This window comes from Bifidobacterium bifidum ATCC 29521 = JCM 1255 = DSM 20456 (genome assembly GCF_001025135.1).
In the GTDB taxonomy this organism is placed as follows: domain Bacteria; phylum Actinomycetota; class Actinomycetes; order Actinomycetales; family Bifidobacteriaceae; genus Bifidobacterium; species Bifidobacterium bifidum.
On record NZ_AP012323.1, the window covers coordinates 320,151 to 335,472 of the forward strand.

Annotated in this window: 12 protein-coding genes and 1 tRNA gene; 12 read left to right on the forward strand and 1 reads right to left on the reverse strand. The window is 64.6% G+C overall.

Translation table 11 applies throughout. The features are described from left to right. The first annotated feature begins 12 nt into the window (after positions 1 to 12). The 4 genes from dapE to rpmA all read left to right on the forward strand — a co-directional run bounded on the left by dapE (position 13) and on the right by rpmA (position 5,376). Positions 13 to 1,263, forward strand: a complete 1,251-nt coding sequence (gene dapE / locus BBBF_RS01275; protein ID WP_017143209.1) for a succinyl-diaminopimelate desuccinylase — start codon at positions 13 to 15, stop codon at positions 1,261 to 1,263. Positions 1,264 to 1,742: 479 nt separating this feature from the next. Further along, positions 1,743 to 4,625 carry an Rne/Rng family ribonuclease gene (locus BBBF_RS01280; RefSeq protein WP_033510220.1) on the forward strand — a complete coding sequence of 961 codons (2,883 nt, stop codon included), beginning with the start codon at positions 1,743 to 1,745 and terminating at the stop codon, positions 4,623 to 4,625. 166 nt (positions 4,626 to 4,791) lie between these two features. Then, positions 4,792 to 5,100 (forward strand): 50S ribosomal protein L21, encoded by a 309-nt coding sequence (gene rplU / locus BBBF_RS01285; RefSeq protein WP_003811712.1) that lies wholly within the window; start codon positions 4,792 to 4,794, stop codon positions 5,098 to 5,100. Between the two features lie 24 nt (positions 5,101 to 5,124). Beyond that, positions 5,125 to 5,376 carry a 50S ribosomal protein L27 gene (rpmA, locus tag BBBF_RS01290; protein ID WP_003811713.1) on the forward strand — a complete coding sequence of 84 codons (252 nt, stop codon included), beginning with the start codon at positions 5,125 to 5,127 and terminating at the stop codon, positions 5,374 to 5,376. Positions 5,377 to 5,845: 469 nt separating this feature from the next. Here the strand turns inward: rpmA and BBBF_RS01295 are convergent, their stop codons facing one another. After that, the gene (locus BBBF_RS01295) at positions 5,846 to 6,691 is read right to left on the reverse strand and encodes a CTP synthase (protein WP_231855230.1); all 846 of its coding nucleotides are present in this window, start codon (positions 6,689 to 6,691) and stop codon (positions 5,846 to 5,848) included. A gap of 677 nt (positions 6,692 to 7,368) precedes the next feature. On the opposite strand from BBBF_RS01295, the gene obgE reads away from it, so the two are divergent. The 8 genes from obgE (at position 7,369) to BBBF_RS01335 (ending at position 15,161) form a co-directional block, all read left to right on the forward strand. Next, positions 7,369 to 9,054, forward strand: a complete 1,686-nt coding sequence (gene obgE / locus BBBF_RS01300; RefSeq protein ID WP_021648288.1) for a GTPase ObgE — start codon at positions 7,369 to 7,371, stop codon at positions 9,052 to 9,054. Between the two features lie 241 nt (positions 9,055 to 9,295). Further along, on the forward strand, positions 9,296 to 10,375 hold the full coding sequence (gene proB, locus BBBF_RS01305) for a glutamate 5-kinase (protein ID WP_021648287.1): 1,080 nt from the start codon (positions 9,296 to 9,298) through the stop codon (positions 10,373 to 10,375). A gap of 87 nt (positions 10,376 to 10,462) precedes the next feature. Further along, positions 10,463 to 11,668 (forward strand): pyridoxal phosphate-dependent aminotransferase, encoded by a 1,206-nt coding sequence (locus BBBF_RS01310; protein WP_003811723.1) that lies wholly within the window; start codon positions 10,463 to 10,465, stop codon positions 11,666 to 11,668. 180 nt (positions 11,669 to 11,848) lie between these two features. Then, positions 11,849 to 11,924: transfer RNA gene (locus BBBF_RS01315), tRNA-Trp, on the forward strand. A gap of 32 nt (positions 11,925 to 11,956) precedes the next feature. Beyond that, positions 11,957 to 12,184, forward strand: a complete 228-nt coding sequence (gene secE / locus BBBF_RS01320; RefSeq protein WP_003811726.1) for a preprotein translocase subunit SecE — start codon at positions 11,957 to 11,959, stop codon at positions 12,182 to 12,184. Positions 12,185 to 12,213: 29 nt separating this feature from the next. After that, positions 12,214 to 13,056 carry a transcription termination/antitermination protein NusG gene (gene nusG / locus BBBF_RS01325; protein ID WP_003820587.1) on the forward strand — a complete coding sequence of 281 codons (843 nt, stop codon included), beginning with the start codon at positions 12,214 to 12,216 and terminating at the stop codon, positions 13,054 to 13,056. Between the two features lie 104 nt (positions 13,057 to 13,160). After that, positions 13,161 to 14,045 (forward strand): lysophospholipid acyltransferase family protein, encoded by an 885-nt coding sequence (locus BBBF_RS01330; RefSeq protein ID WP_003815408.1) that lies wholly within the window; start codon positions 13,161 to 13,163, stop codon positions 14,043 to 14,045. Between the two features lie 120 nt (positions 14,046 to 14,165). After that, positions 14,166 to 15,161, forward strand: coding sequence for an NAD(P)H-dependent glycerol-3-phosphate dehydrogenase (locus BBBF_RS01335; RefSeq protein ID WP_003811732.1), 996 nt, complete (start codon positions 14,166 to 14,168; stop codon positions 15,159 to 15,161). The last annotated feature ends 161 nt before the right edge of the window (positions 15,162 to 15,322 follow it).

Genomic DNA, 15,322 nt, shown 5'->3' on the forward strand with positions numbered 1-15,322 from the left:
AGGATGGTCAGCATGACTACGACAACGACGATGGCAGCGGCCGGTGCTGACCCGCGCTCGGCGATCGCGCCGATCACCTGCGACACGACCGGCACGCGCGAGAAGGCGCTCGCCTCACTGCTCGAACAGATCATGGACTCGTATTCCGTCAGCGATGACGAGAAGCCGCTGGCCGACGCCGTGGAGGCGTTCCTGCGGTCGAAGCCGCACCTGACGGTGCACAGGCACGGCGACACGGTGGTCGCGTCCACGTCGCTCGGCAGGCCTCGGCGCGTGGTGCTCGCCGGGCACCTTGACACGGTTCCGGTGATCGACAACTTCCCGCCGCGCTGGCTGGCGCCCGGCGACCCGCTGATCCGGGAGGACGTCGCCGCGGCGCACCCCGGCGAGCGGGTGATGTGGGGCCGCGGCGCGACCGACATGAAGGCATCCGACGCGGTGTTCCTGTACCTCGCCGCCACGCTGGTCGACCCGCAATATGACCTGACGTACGTGTTCTACGACCATGAGGAGGTTGCGGCCGAGAAGAACGGTCTGCGGAAGGTGGCCGAGGCGCATCCTGATTGGCTCGCCGGCGATTTCGCGATCATCGGCGAGCCGACTGACTGCGGCATCGAGGGCGGCTGCAACGGCACCATGCGGTTCGACGTGGTCACGCACGGGGTCGCGGCGCATTCGGCCAGGGCATGGATGGGGGAGAACGCCATTCACAAGGCCGCCGATGTCCTGAACCGCCTGAACTCCTACGAGCCGCGAACCATCACGGTGGATGGGCTGGATTATCGCGAGGGGCTGAACGCGACGCTGATTTCCGGCGGCAAGGGGACGAATGTCATCCCCGACGAATGCCGTGTCCATGTGAACTACCGGTTCGCGCCCGACAAGACGCTGCCGCAGGCGAAGGCACTGATGATGGGCGCGGATGCCGGCGCGGAGCTCGGCAATGGCGAGCATGTCGCCACCGGTGGCGTGTTCGAGGGCTTCGGCATCGAGATGAAGGACGAGTCGCCGTCCGCCCGGCCGGGCATGGACGCGCCGATGGCGGTGTCGTTGGCGAAGCTGGTGCGTGAGCGTACGGGACGGGAACCGCTGGCGAAGCTCGGGTGGACCGATGTCGCGCGGTTCTCGCTGCTGGGTGTGCCCGCGGTGAACCTGGGCGCGGGGAGCCCGCTGCTTGCGCACAAGCATGACGAGCAGATCGCCGAAAGCGAGTTGGCGACCATGGCCGGCATCCTGGAGGACTGGCTCACCGGCCGCGCGTGAGCGGGGTTCGGGCGCGGATGTCGGCATCCGTGCCATCGAATAGTGTGCGGACGGCTGCCCGCACAACGCTGTCAGTTGGCGCTGCAGGTTTTGTCGACGATGTCGTCGCCGTCCGCATCGATGACGATGATACGGATCCTGACACCGTTCGCGGAGCGAAAGCGTCTGCGTACAAGCATGGGCTGGGCGTTGTCGCCACGCCAAAAGAACGTTGAATATGGTGAGATGGTCATGGCCGGTCAAATTGTGTGCCATACTTAAAGATGGTGGTTCTGCAAACCACCTGAGCGTGAAAGGCGTCGATCCCCTCGCATGCATGAAGATGCGCGAGCGCTGGTGTCCGCCGAAGCACGCACACGGACTTTTAACGGATTTGCTTCCTGCGGGCGCAAGCGTAGCGCGGCCACGGTGAGAGCGTGGTGTGAGACCGCATGAGGCCATGAGTGTGCGACGTGGTGCAGCACGTCGTGAGGAGTATCGTGCCTAGTGTGAACGATAACGGTTTCAGTCGTGACGAAACCGAAGAACAGCAGCCTACCCACGCCGATGCGGCCCAGTCGCCTGATTCGGCCGATAAAACGCCTGCGGCGCCGCGTCGTCGCCGCGGTGGCCGCCGCGTGGTTCGTGGCGCCGGTGCCGCCGGTGCCGCGGTCGCGCTGAAGGTCGAGGACCATTCCGCTCCGCTGTTCGCGGAACCCGTGGTGGAGCAGCCCCTTCCCCGTCGTCGCCGCTCGAAGGCGGCCGACGAATCGCCGGAGGCCAACGAGCCGGAGACCGCCGCATCGGCCGATTCCGAAAAGAAGGATGATGCGCGGCACGCCAAGGCCGACGGCAAGTCTCGGTCCGCGTCGCGCTCCTCGAAAGCGACGAAGCGCCATGACGATGACGCCGATCAGGCCGAACCCCGGCGCACCCGCGTGCGTCGTCGCACCGCCATGTTCTCCTCGCGCGAGGACGCTTCGCCGGCCGTTCCGGGCGAGCCGTCGGATGACGACCTCGGCGTCGATACCGGCACCGATATCATCGTCCGCGATGATTCCGCCGATCTGTCCCGCGCCCTGGATGTCGTTAGCACGCTGCCGCAACCTGCGCCGCGCGCTCACGCGATGACGTCCGTGCTGTTCCAGGAGCCGGTGCTGCCCGTGCCGGGAATCGTGCGCGACGCGCGCGATGACGACCGCGAGGATGACGACCGCGACAGCCGCGGTGGTGGCAAGTCCCGTCGCTCGCGCAATGGTCGTGTGTCACGTGACGGTGCGCAGGGGGACAAGGACAAGAGCGCTTCCTCCCGTCGCGATATCGACGGTCTGAGCCACATCGAGCGCGTCGACAGCTTCGATACCGACGACAGCCGCAGCCGTGACGAATCCGGCGAGGCCGACGAGCCGGTGCGTTCGTCGCGCCGCAACCGTCGCCTGAACGCGCAGGAGCGCCGTGCGGCCGCCGAAGTGGAGCAGATCGAGGAGGACCTGGAGCTCGACGGCATCTCCTATACGCCGGTCGACGACGAGGAGCCCTCCGAGGATTCGGGCACGAGATCCCGTCGCCGTCGTCGCTCCCGTCAGAACCGTGCCGACGACAGCCGCGGCAACGGCGAGTCGGACAGCAGCCAGTCCGCGGCGCAGCAGGACGAGCCGGCCAAGCCGTCGTCCCGCCGCACACGCGACGAGGAAGAAGACGATGACTCCAACGTCACCCGTCGCCGTCGCCGTCGCCGCTCCCGCGCGTCCGACGAGCAGGGTGACGATGAGATGACCGTGCGCCGCTCGCGCAAGCAGCAGTACATCGACGAGATCACCGACGTCGAGGGCTCCACCCGACTGGAGGCGAAGAAGCAGCGCCGCCGCGACAACCGCCGCGAGCGCAGCCGTCAGAGCCAGCTGGTCGAGCAGGACTTCCTCGCGCGCCGCGAGCACGTGAACCGTCTCATGGTGGTGCGCGAACGCGGCCATCACACGCAGATCTCCGTCATCGAGGACAACGTGCTCGTCGAGCATTACGTCTCCGACATCCAGGAGGTCGCCACGGTCGGCAACATCTACCTCGGCCGCGTGCAGAACGTGCTGCCGAGCATGGAGGCGGCGTTCGTCGACATCGGCCAGTCCCGCAACGGCGTGCTGTATGCCGGTGAGGTGAACTGGGACGCGACCCGCCTCGAAGGGCAGCCGCGCCGCATCGAGCTGGCGTTCAAATCTGGCGACCCGGTGCTCGTGCAGGTCACCAAGGATCCGATCGGCCACAAGGGCGCTCGCCTGACTTCGCAGGTCACGCTCGCCGGGCGTTTTCTGGTGCTCGTGCCGTCCGGCGGCATGACCGGCGTGAGCCGCAAGCTGAGCGAGCGCGAGCGTTCGCGCCTCAAGGGTATTGTCTCGAAGATCGCGCCGAAGGACATGGGCGTGATTATCCGCACCGCGGCCGAAGGTGCCAAGGAGGAGGCGATCGTCAAGGATCTGGAGAGCCTGGTCCGCCAGTGGGAGCGCATCAACGCCAAGCGCGAGGAGTTCTGGCACGGCAAGCGGCCGAAGCTGCTGCAGGGCGAGCCGGACGTCGCGATCCGCGTGGTGCGCGACATCTTCAACGACAATTTCGGCGAGCTAATCGTCGAGGGCGACAAGGTGTACGAGCGCATCGAGGAATACCTCGACACGATGGCGCCCGATCTCAAGGAGAAGTTGTCCAAGTGGGATCCGTCCGAGCATCAGGGCAAGGACGTGTTCGACAAGTGGCAGATCGATGCGCAGCTCAGGAAGGGCATGGAGCGTCAGGTGTACCTGCCTTCCGGCGGGTCGATCGTCATCGACCGCACCGAGGCCATGACCACGATCGACGTGAACACCGGCCGGTTCATCGGCCGCGGCAAGAGCCTTGAGGAGACGGTGACGCGATGCAACCTGGAGGCGGCCGAGGAGATCGCGCGCCAGCTGCGTCTGCGCGATATCGGCGGCATGGTCATGATCGATTTCGTCGACATGGTGATGCCCGCCAACCGCGATCTGGTGCTGCGGCGTCTGGTCGAATGCCTGGCGCGTGACCGCACCAAGCATCAGGTGGCGGAGGTCACGTCGCTGGGTCTGGTGCAGATGACGCGCAAGCGCATCGGCCAGGGCCTGGTCGAAGCGTTCTCCGAGGAGTGCCCGACCTGCCATGGCCGCGGGTTCATCTTGCATGACGAGCCGACCGTCAGCGCGGATTACGACGATCCGTATGCGCTCAAGGGTGGCGATCCGTTCATCAAGACCAACAAGCACGGCCGCGGTACGGATGTGCAGGTGCCGCAGGGCTCCTCGCCGGATATCAAGGCCAAGCTCGCGCAGATCGCCGCCGCGGCGGTCGCCGCGAACGGCACCGACGAGGATGAGTGACCCGACGCGCTGAATGAATCATGATTTCCGGTGTGTCAACCTGACACGCCGGAAATATGATTTGCGTTAGTACATGGGTCAGTGTAGATTAGATTGCTGGTGTCTGACCAGCGGCTTGCGTGCGTCAGGCAAGTAGCTTTTATAACACCATAGCAAGGAACGAAGCATGTACGCGATTGTGAAGGCCGGTGGCCATCAGGAAAAGGTCGAGGTCGGTGACGTGATTCTCGTCAACCGTCTTGAGGCGAAGAAAGGCGAGACCGTTGAATTCCCGGTCGCGCTGGTTGTGGATGGTGCCAAGGTGACGCTGGGCGCCAAGGATCTCGCCGCGGTGTCCGCCAAGGGTGAAGTCATTGACGACGAGGCCAAGGGCCCCAAGATCAACATCATGAAGTACAAGAACAAGACCGGCGTGACTCGTCGCAAGGGTCACCGTCAGAAGCTGACCGCCGTGAAGATCACGGCGATCGCCTGAGCCAATACAGGAAGGATCTGAATCATGGCACATAAGAAGGGTGCTTCCAGCTCGCGCAACGGTCGCGATTCGAAGCCTCAGTACCTCGGCGTCAAGAAGTTCGGCGGCGAAGCCGTCGTCGCCGGCAACATCATCATTCGTCAGCGTGGCACCAACTTCCACCCTGGCCAGAACGTCGGCATGGGCAAGGATCACACCCTGTTCGCGCTGACCGACGGCAGCGTGAAGTTCGGCGTCCGTCACGACCGCAAGGTCGTCGACGTCATCGCCGCCTGAGCGATACCGCATTAAGCGTCAAGCCGCATCCCACCTGGGTGCGGCTTTTTCGTTTGCCGCCCTAGCGCATTCCCGGCACGCTCGCACCGCACGGCGCATCCCCACAGAGCCGTCACGCCTGTGCCATGCGATGTCACGCCTCCCTCATCAGACACCACATCACTCTCCGAGGACCCCCCCCAACCTCCTCTGGTACACCGGTACATTACGGGTTGAAATAGCCGATTCCGGCAATTCCCCGTGTGAAATCGCCGTTTTCAGGCCCCAAAACGACCATTTGGCACGGGGAATTCCGGATAACGGCTATTTCAACCCGTGTTTTGGCGCATGGCGGCGCTTATCGGGGCTTGGAATGGTGTCGCTGCGATCACGGTCGGCCTTTCCGGGCTTAGACGGGTAGCGGAGGAACATGCCTGCTGGCCCACATGTGTGGGTTACGAGTGCGGCGCGCGCCCCGACATCACGCGTGTCATGGTTGTATGCCCATATCTCTGAGCTGCCGGACGATTCGTCCCGGATTGTCAAGATCCCTGTAGTACATGCGCACCATGCCGATCGCATACTGCGACATGCATTGCTGGCGTTTCCGTTCCTCATCCACTACTTCGCGAATTTCCCGGCCTGAAGTCATATGCGGATCCACATACTTGCGAACGCCATCGAATTCCCCGACGATTACCGAGCCGTCTTCACGCTTCCAGAGAAAATCACTGCGATGCTTACGACCGGGATGATCGAGACAGGGAAATTCCACCTGAATGTCGTCAGGAGGGCAGCCGGCATCATGCAACATGCCGCGGGCCTCGGATTCGCCGCCGTTCTCGGCACGCCGATCTGCAAGCGCGAACGCGCGCTCGACGGCGGCGCGGTTGCGTGAGTATTTCACGCTGGAGGGATACGCCCGGAGCACGGATTCGCTCACGAGGCCGTTGCGGAGCGCACAATCCGCTGGCCCGAGGGCGTAGCGCAGAGGCTGGCATGCCGCGAGGTCGAACAGTGTTTGCAGCAAGCTGATGACCTTCACTCCCTGAACCACGGTGATGTCCGGATGCGTGATCGCGTGATGCGATATGTGCCTGGTGTCCTGATGATGCGCGCCGGGGCTCGCGACGATGCAGATTGGGAATGCCAGCCGATAGGAGCAGTCGAGCCCGTGCATGATGGCGGCCGTGGGACCGCAGAACACCCAATCAGGATGTTGGATGGCGAGCGCTCGTACGATATGGCGAACCTGTTCATGCGGATCAAGCGATTCCCAATACGCGGGCTCTGCGTACAGGCCGCGGAAGACTCTCAGCACGGCGTCGGTCTTCACTCTCCTGCGTATTGCCTGTATGTCCGTGTTGGTGGAGGGAATGGCGCAGCGTCGCTCCTGCCGTGCAACGGCGAAAAGTCTGTCCAGCGAATGATGCGTCCCCATATGCCAAGTGTAGGGGGTCTGGGCTCGCGACATCTGCGAATTCGCGATGAGCCTATTCCGCCGGGAAATCCGGATGATGGCGGAGCATACGGTGGAGTGCAAGGCATCCATTCGATTGCGCATAGGCGGCGACGGCCCACATTCGCGCGTCATGTGCCGTGCCCTCTCATCATGTATCGTGTTTCGCGCGTCATGTGTTGTGCCCCCGTGCGTCCCCTCAGGTATCACGTCTCCCTTCTCAGGACCGCATCTCCCTCCCCCGGTACCGCGCCTCCCTCATCAGGTACCACATCACTCTCCGAGGAGCCACCCCACCCTCCTCTGGTACACCGGTACATTACGGGGTGAAATAGCCGTTATCCGGAATTCCCCGTGCCAAATGGTCGTTTTGGGGCCTGAAAACGGCGATTTCACACGGGGAATTGCCGGAATCGGCTATTTCAACCCGTAATTTGAGCACTTGTGAAGACCTCCGCACGGATTGGGGGGGGGCAGAGCGACCGGGGCTGCTCCGCTGCGGGCGGAGTGAGAGAACCTGGGGAGAACCGGGGGTCAAGGTAAGGTAGAGCGTTATGAGTGATTTTGTGGATAGAGTGACCGTTCATGTCAAGGGCGGCGACGGCGGCAATGGATCCGCCGGCATCAGGCGCGAGAAGTACAAGCCGTTGGCAGGCCCGAACGGCGGCAACGGCGGCAACGGTGGTTCCGTGGTGTTCGTGGCCGACACGAACGCCACCAGCCTGCTGGACTACCGGTTCATGCCGCATCGCAACGCCGGCGACGGCACGATGGGTCTGGGCGACGTCAAGGACGGCTCCAAGGGCGCCGACCTGATCCTGCCGGTGCCGCTCGGCACTGTGATCTTCGCCGCGGTCGGCGCTCAAGGCCGTCCCAAGCGTCCGGGCGAGCAGCTGGCTGATCTGCGCCATAACGGCGACAAGTTCGTCGCGGCTGCGGGCGGCGCGGGCGGTCTGGGCAACGCGGCGCTGGCCAACAAGACCCGCCGCGCTCCGGGTTTCGCTCTGCTGGGCGAACCGGGCGAGGAACGTGACGTGATCCTGGAGCTCAAATCCATCGCCGATGTAGCGCTGGTGGGCTTCCCGTCGGCCGGCAAGTCGAGCCTGATCGCCGCGATGAGCGCCGCCAAGCCGAAGATCGCCGACTACCCGTTCACCACGCTGGTGCCTAACCTGGGTGTCGTCGTCGCAGGCGACCACCGCTATACCATCGCCGACGTGCCCGGCCTGATTCCCGGCGCATCGCAGGGCAAGGGTCTGGGACTGGAGTTCCTGCGCCACATCGAGCGCACGGAAATCATCGCCCACGTCATCGACTGCGCGACGCTGGAGCCTGGCCGCGACCCGGTTTCCGACTACCATGCGCTGGAGCATGAGCTCGCCGAATACGCCGACAAGCTGGAACTGCCGCTGGGCGCCATCCCGATTCCGGAACGCCCGCGCATCATCGTGCTCAACAAGGTGGATGTGCCGGAGGCCAAGGAGCTCGCCGATTTCGTGCGCCCGGACTTCGAACGTATGGGATTGAAGGTGTTCGAGATCTCCACGGCTTCTCATGAGGGGCTGAAGGAGCTGAACTTTGCGCTGGCGGCCATGGTCGCCGACATGCGGCAGGAGGTCGCCAGCCGCGAGCAGGCCGAGGAGGAGGCGCGTGTCGTCATCAATCCGTTGGAGGATCGGTCGAATCGTCGCCGTGCGGCTGCGAACGGCACTGCCGATTTCGCCGTGGCCCGCAAGGAGGGCGATGGCGGTTTCTGGTACGAGGTGACCGGCGCGAAGCCCGAACGTTGGGTGGTGCAGACCAATTTCGACAATGACGAGGCCGTCGGCTATCTGGCCGACCGACTCGCCAAGCTTGGCGTCGAGGACGAGCTGCGCCGGCTGGGAGCGAAGCCGGGTGACGAGGTGCGTATCGGCAAGGGGCAGCGTGCCGTGTCGTTTGATTGGGATCCGACCATCGCCGCCGGCGCGGAGATGCTTGACGGCGCTCAGCTGGGTGCCCGCGGCCGCGATCTGCGTCTTGAGGATCAGGCGCCGGGCGGCCGTCGCCGTACCAATGCGGAGCGTCGTCGTCAGTACCACGAGATGATGGACGCCAAGGCCGCGGTGCGCGAGGCCATGATGGCCGAACGTCAGGCCGGTCACTGGGCCGATCCGAGCGTCGACGACGACCGTCACGACGAGCAGAGCCTGTTCGGTCGCGGCGAGGACGGCGACGAGAATGACGGCGGTCTGGCCTGACGCCTGGCCACCCCCAGTCAGCTTCATTGCCAGCCCCCGCCCGCGGGGGCTGGCGCGGAGCGACTGAGGATGGCTGGCACATTCGTCTGCGGTTCCACCAGCGCGGCGGCCGCAGCGTGGAACGGCGGCGTCCTATGACACCGGCGTCTGTGATGATTCAAGATATACGTGATCGGGAAGGGAGTGCGTGTTGTCCGTCACTGAATCGGATGTGCGCCGCGCCATCGCAGGCGCACGGACCATGGTCGTCAAAGTCGGTTCGAGCTCGTTGACGCAGCCGTCCGGGCATCTGGATGTCAAGAAGCTGAACTCCCTGGTGGCCGCGCTGTCCGCCGCCTCGGCGCAGGGCGCCCGCGTGGTGCTGGTGTCGTCGGGCGCCATCGCCGCGGGTTTCGGCCCGCTCGGCTTCGAGAGCCGTCCGAGTGACGTGGCGACGCAGCAGGCCGTCGCCGCGGTCGGCCAGGGGCTGCTGATGGCGCAGTATGAGGCCGCGTTCGGTCGTTTCGGCGTTCGGGTCGGCCAGATTCTGATCACTGCCGAAGACACGATCCGCGCGGTCCAGTACCGAAACGTGCAGCGCACGCTGAACCGTCTGCTGGAACTCGGCGTGGTGCCGATCGTCAACGAGAACGATTCGCTGGCGAGCAACGAGATCCGTTTCGGCGACAACGACCGGCTTTCGGCACTGGTGGCAAACCTCGTCCGGGCCGATGCGCTGGTGTTGCTCACGGATGTGGACGGCCTGTATACAGCTCCGCCGAGCACGCCGGGCGCCCGCCGCATCGGCTTTGTGCCGAATGTGATCGACACGATCGGCGACGTGCAGGTCGCCGGTTCGTCGTCCGGGGTCGGCACGGGTGGCATGGTCACCAAACTGGATGCCGCCCGCGTAGCGGCCGTGTCGGGCATTCCCGCCGTGCTGACGAGCGCGACGAACACCGGCCCGGCGCTGATGGGCGATCCGGTCGGCACGGTGTTCGCGCCGGTGAAGCACCGCGGTTCATCGCGTCGGCTGTGGATCGGCTTCGCGTCCGACCCGCGTGGAGCCTTGGTGGCGGATGCCGGTGCGGCCAAGGCGGTTCGAGGCGGGCGCGCGAGTCTGCTCGCCGCCGGCGTCGTGGAGGTTCACGGCGAATTCTCCGCCGGAGACCCGGTGTGGATTGATGACGAGGCGGGCGCGCATCTGGCTCGCGGGCTCGCGGGCTTCGACTCCGAGGAGATCCCGCAGATGCTCGGCCGCAACACCGCGCAGCTCAGGCGGTTCCTGGGCGACGAGTTCGCTCACCCCGTGGTGCACCGCGACAATCTCGTGCTGGTCTGATTCGTCGCGCAACGAGATCCGCCGTGCCGGGCGTAGTCGGGGTCTGTTGTTTTTTCGTGCTCTGGGTTTAGCATGGATGGCATGACTATGGCTGACTGGCAGACTTTTTCCGACCGTATCAACAATGTGGCACCGAGCGCGACTCTTGCCGTCGATTCTAAGGCGAAGGCGATGAAGGCCGCCGGCGTCGACGTGATTGGCTTCGGCGCGGGCGAACCCGATTTCCCGACTCCCGCGGATGTCGTGGATGCCGCCGTCAAGGCGTGCAACGACCCGCGCAACTACAAGTACACGCCCACCGCCGGCTTGCCCGAGCTGCGCGAGGCGATTGCGGCCAAGGTGCTGCGTGACTCCGGCTACGAGGTGACCGCCGATCAGGTCGTGGTGACCAACGGCGGCAAGCAGGCCGTGTACGAATCCTTCCAGGTGCTGCTCAATGACGGCGACGAGGTCATCATTCCCACGCCGTTCTGGACGAGCTATCCGGAGGCCGTCAAGCTGGCCGGCGGCAAACCGGTCGAGGTGTTCGCTGGCGCCGACCGTGGTTTCGAGCCCGACATCGCCGCCATCGAGGCCGCCCGGACCGAGCGCACGAAGGCCATCATCATCACCTCCCCGAACAACCCGACCGGTGCCGTGTGGAGTCGCGAGGCGATCCGCGCGATCGGCGAGTGGGCCGTGGAGCACCACGTGTGGGTCATCTCCGACGAGATCTACGAGCACCTCAACTATGACGGCGCCAAGACCGCATACGTCGGCGTCGAGGTCCCCGAATGCCGCGACCAGCTGCTGGTGCTCAACGGCGTCGCCAAGACCTACGCGATGCCTGGCTGGCGAGTTGGCTGGATGGTCGCCCCCGCGCCCGTCGCCAAGGCCGTCGCCAAGCTGCAGGGCCATTTGAGCTCCAACGTTTCCAACGTTCCGCAGCGAGCGGCGCTCGCCGCCGTCGCGGGTTCGCTCGACGAGGTGCATATGATGCGCGAGGCATTCGACGCCCGCCGCAAGGCCATTGTCGCCGCCCTGAACGATATCCCCGGCGTCCACTGCCCGACGCCCACCGGTGCGTTCTATGCGTTCCCCGATGTGACCGGCCTACTGGGCAAGCCGCTCGGCGAGAACGGCACCGTCGTGAACACGTCTTCCGAACTCGCCGCGGCGCTGCTGGACGAGGCCCATGTCGCCGCGGTTCCGGGCGAGGCGTTCGGCGCTCCCGGATACCTGCGTTTCTCGTATGCGCTGGCCGATGACCAGCTCGCCGAGGGCATGCGCCGGTTCCGCCGCTGGGTCGGCTGAAACCGTTGCAAGAGGTCGTGCGCGGTACCTGCCGCGCACGCCGCGGCACGCCGATTACGCGCCGGTCGAGACACGCGATTGGACGAAATCGGCAATCCCCGCTAATATGGCCTATTGGCGGTTTTGCCAAGTAACGGACACGTAGTCTTGCGTGCCGGGTACAGTGGGCAAAGTTCACTTAGGGAAGTGGCGCAATTGGTAGCGCAACGGTCTCCAAAACCGTAGGTTGTGGGTTCGAGTCCCGCCTTCCCTGCCAAGTATTTGCAACCAACACACAAAAGGATGAACATGGCGAAGGCAAGCAAGGCGGAGAAAGCGGTCAAGCCGAATGTATTCATGCGCATCGGCCTGTTCATCAAGCAGATTATCGATGAGCTTCGCAAGGTGGTCACCCCCACTGCGAAGGAACTGTTCTTCTGGTCTCTTGGCGTGTTCATCTTTGTCGTGTTGCTGATGCTCCTCGTCACGGGCATGGATTTCGGTCTGGGCAAGCTCGTGCTGTGGGTGTTCGGCTGATCCATCGACCCTGAAGGTGAAAGTTACGCATGACTGATGAAGTGAATCTCGATAACCTCGACGCACTGGCGGATCTTCCCGATTCGGCCGACACGGCCGTTGAAGCCGATCCGGTTGCGGACGCGGCGGTTGATTCCATCAATGACAATGCCGAAGAACAGCCCGTCGCGGCTGATGGCGCCGTTGAATCCGGCACCGCCGAAAACGATGCGGAAGCGTCCGGCGACGCCGACGAGCAGGAATCCGAAGAACTCGACGCGGGCGCAAAGGCCGTTGAGGAGTTCTCAAAGTCGCTGCGCACCCTGGAAGGCAAGTGGTATGTGCTCCACACCTATTCCGGTTACGAGAAGCGCGTGAAGACGAACGTCGAATCCCGTGTCGTCAGCTTTGGTCTGGAAGACAAGATCTTCCAGATCGAAGTGCCGATGGAGGAAGTCGACAAGCACACCGACAAGGGCAAGAAGGTCATCACCCGCGTCCGCGTTCCCGGCTACGTGCTCATCCGCATGTGGCCCGACGAGGATGCCCGTCGTATCGTGCGCGAGACCGAAGGCGTGACCGGCTTTGTCGGCCCGACCAAGGATCCGGCGCCGCTGTCCCGCAAGGAAGTCGTCGCCATGCTGGCGCCGATGATCGCCTCCGAAGCGCTCAAGAAGGCCGGCGATAAGCCTGCCGCGGCAAAGAAGCGCGTTGTCGAGGTGTCTTACGCCGTCGGCGATCAGGTCACCGTCATCGACGGGCCGTTCGCCACGATGGCTGCCGTCGTCTCCGATGTCGAACCCACCACGCAGAAGCTCACCGTGCTGGTTTCCATCTTCGGGCGCGACACGCCGGTGGAACTCGGCTTCCATCAGGTGGAGAAGCTTCAGTAAGTCGTCAGACGTTGTTTGCATGAACGGCGGTCGGTTTCCGGCCGCCGTTTTGCGTTGCCGGCACCATTTGTGCCACGACATGCCACGCACGTACAATGGCTCTCATGGCATCCAAAGGAAAACCGTCACCGCGTTCCGCGGTCAAGCCGCTGTCCAATGCACAAGTGAGCAGGCTCGCCAAGGCGCACACGCTCGTCGATCCGATGCACGACCTGCCGACCGGCCCGGATCGCACGATCAACGAGGCCGAAATCGCCGCGCAGAACCCCAAGGGCACCTCACGGCTGCTCAAGGGCGTCGATGTCGTGTTCCGCGCAAGCTGCAGGACGTACGCCTGGGGGCTTGACAACATCCCTGAAACCGGCCCGTTCATCACCGCGGCCACGCATGTGACCATGTTCGACGTGTTCGTGCCGATGGCGTCGCTGTTCCACATGGGCCGTCGCCCGCGCTACATGGCGAAGGCCGAGATGGCGCACTGGCCTCTGATCGGCAAGTGGTTCCAGATTGTAGGCATGCAGCCGGTTCAGCGCCGGTCCGGCAAGGCACGGGCCATCGAGGAGACCTCGGTCGAGATTCTGACGAGCGGCCGCCCGCTGACCGTCTGGCCGGAGGGCACGGTGACCCGCGACCCGAAGAAATGGCCGATGAGCATGAAGAACGGCGTCGGCGTGATCGCATTGGAGGCATCGCGCCGGCTCGGATACCAGGTGCCGCTGTTCTGTGCGGTGACGTGGGGTGCGGCGAGCATCAACCACTGGTGGCCGTGGCCGCGCAAGAACGTCGTCATGTGCTACGACGCGCAGCTGGATTACGCTGATCTGCTGGTCGACAGCGAGTCGTGGGGCGATGAGCCGCCCGTGGAGCTCGCCGACGAGCTGACCCGCCGGGTACGTGTGCGCATGACGCAGGTCATGGCGGAGATCCGCGGCGAGCGTGCTCCCTCCGGCTACTGGGATTACCGTACGATGAGCCGCGTTACCGACTGATTCCCGAACACGACGGACATCCGAGACGCCCGCGCAGCGCCATGCCGCGCGGGCGCGTTCATACCTGCGCGACGTGCGCATGGAGGTCTCGTATCCGGGGCTGGAGTAGGGTAGTGGGTTATGAAATGTACTGTATTGGGTGCCGGCGCATGGGGCACCACTTTTGGCCAGGTGATGGCGGACGCGGGCAATGACGTGACGATGTGGGCCATCGAGCCCGAAATCGTGGAGGGCATCCGCGACCGGCACCACAATGCCGTTCGTCTGCCGTCCGTCGCCAAGCTGCCCGACAACATGACCGCCACGGGCGACCGGGCGCAGGCCGTCAAGGACGCCGATATCATCGTCGTCGCCATCGCCGCCCAGTTCGCGCGCGTGGCGCTCGCCGAGTTCAAGGACCTGATTCCCGATACCGCCGTCGTCGTCAGCCTGATGAAGGGCATCGAGCGGAACACCAAGAAGCGCATGGATGAAGTGGTCCGCGAGGCCCTCGACCTGCCGGCTGAGCGTTTCGCCGCGGTTTCCGGACCGAACCTGAGCAAGGAGATCGCCGACCGTCAGCCGGCCGCCACGGTCGTCGCCTGCGAGAATCTGGACAATGCGCGCAAGGTGGCGTCCGCCTGCACGACCAGTTACTTCAAGGCGTTCATCACTTCCGACGTGATCGGACTGGAGATGTGCGGGTCGTTGAAGAACGTCGTCGCGCTCGCAGTCGGCATGGCCCGTGGAGCCGGATACGGCGAGAACACCGCCGCGATGATCGAGACGCGTGGACTGGCGGAGCTGACCGCGCTTGGCAAGGCCGCAGGTGCCGATCCGAAGACGTTCGCCGGTCTCGCCGGCGTGGGCGATCTGACCGCCACCTGCGGCTCGCCCCTGAGCCGCAATTACACGTTCGGCGCGAATCTGGGCAAGGGCCTGAGCGTCGAGGAGGCCACGAAGGTGAGCAACGGCGTCGCCGAGGGCGTGCCGACCACCGACGCCGTGGTCGCGCTCGGCGACGAGCTCGACGTGCCGACTCCGCTCGCCTACGCGATGAGCCGCGTGCTGAACGAAGGCATATCCTGCCAGCAGATGCTCTCCGAACTACTCGGCACCGAGATCACCGAGGAGTAGGCTGCATTAACCACCCCCAGTCTCGCTGCGCTCGACAGCCCCCGTCAGCGGGGGCGTTAGCATATGCCCCGCAGCGAGACGGGGTGGTTCGCGCCATCGGCAAAGCTAATCTCACCGGTGCCCACCCTGCTGAGTTTGGCGGGTTTTGCAAGAGGCGAATT

Coding starts and splice junctions, on each gene's coding strand:
- rplU (WP_003811712.1), top strand. CDS start 4,792: ATGTACGCGATTGTGAAGGCCGGTGGCCATCAGGAAAAGGTCGAGGTC.
- obgE (WP_021648288.1), top strand. CDS start 7,369: ATGAGTGATTTTGTGGATAGAGTGACCGTTCATGTCAAGGGCGGCGAC.
- nusG (WP_003820587.1), top strand. CDS start 12,214: ATGACTGATGAAGTGAATCTCGATAACCTCGACGCACTGGCGGATCTT.
- proB (WP_021648287.1), top strand. CDS start 9,296: ATGGTCGTCAAAGTCGGTTCGAGCTCGTTGACGCAGCCGTCCGGGCAT.
- BBBF_RS01335 (WP_003811732.1), top strand. CDS start 14,166: ATGAAATGTACTGTATTGGGTGCCGGCGCATGGGGCACCACTTTTGGC.
- rpmA (WP_003811713.1), top strand. CDS start 5,125: ATGGCACATAAGAAGGGTGCTTCCAGCTCGCGCAACGGTCGCGATTCG.
- BBBF_RS01330 (WP_003815408.1), top strand. CDS start 13,161: ATGGCATCCAAAGGAAAACCGTCACCGCGTTCCGCGGTCAAGCCGCTG.
- BBBF_RS01310 (WP_003811723.1), top strand. CDS start 10,463: ATGGCTGACTGGCAGACTTTTTCCGACCGTATCAACAATGTGGCACCG.
- dapE (WP_017143209.1), top strand. CDS start 13: ATGACTACGACAACGACGATGGCAGCGGCCGGTGCTGACCCGCGCTCG.
- secE (WP_003811726.1), top strand. CDS start 11,957: ATGGCGAAGGCAAGCAAGGCGGAGAAAGCGGTCAAGCCGAATGTATTC.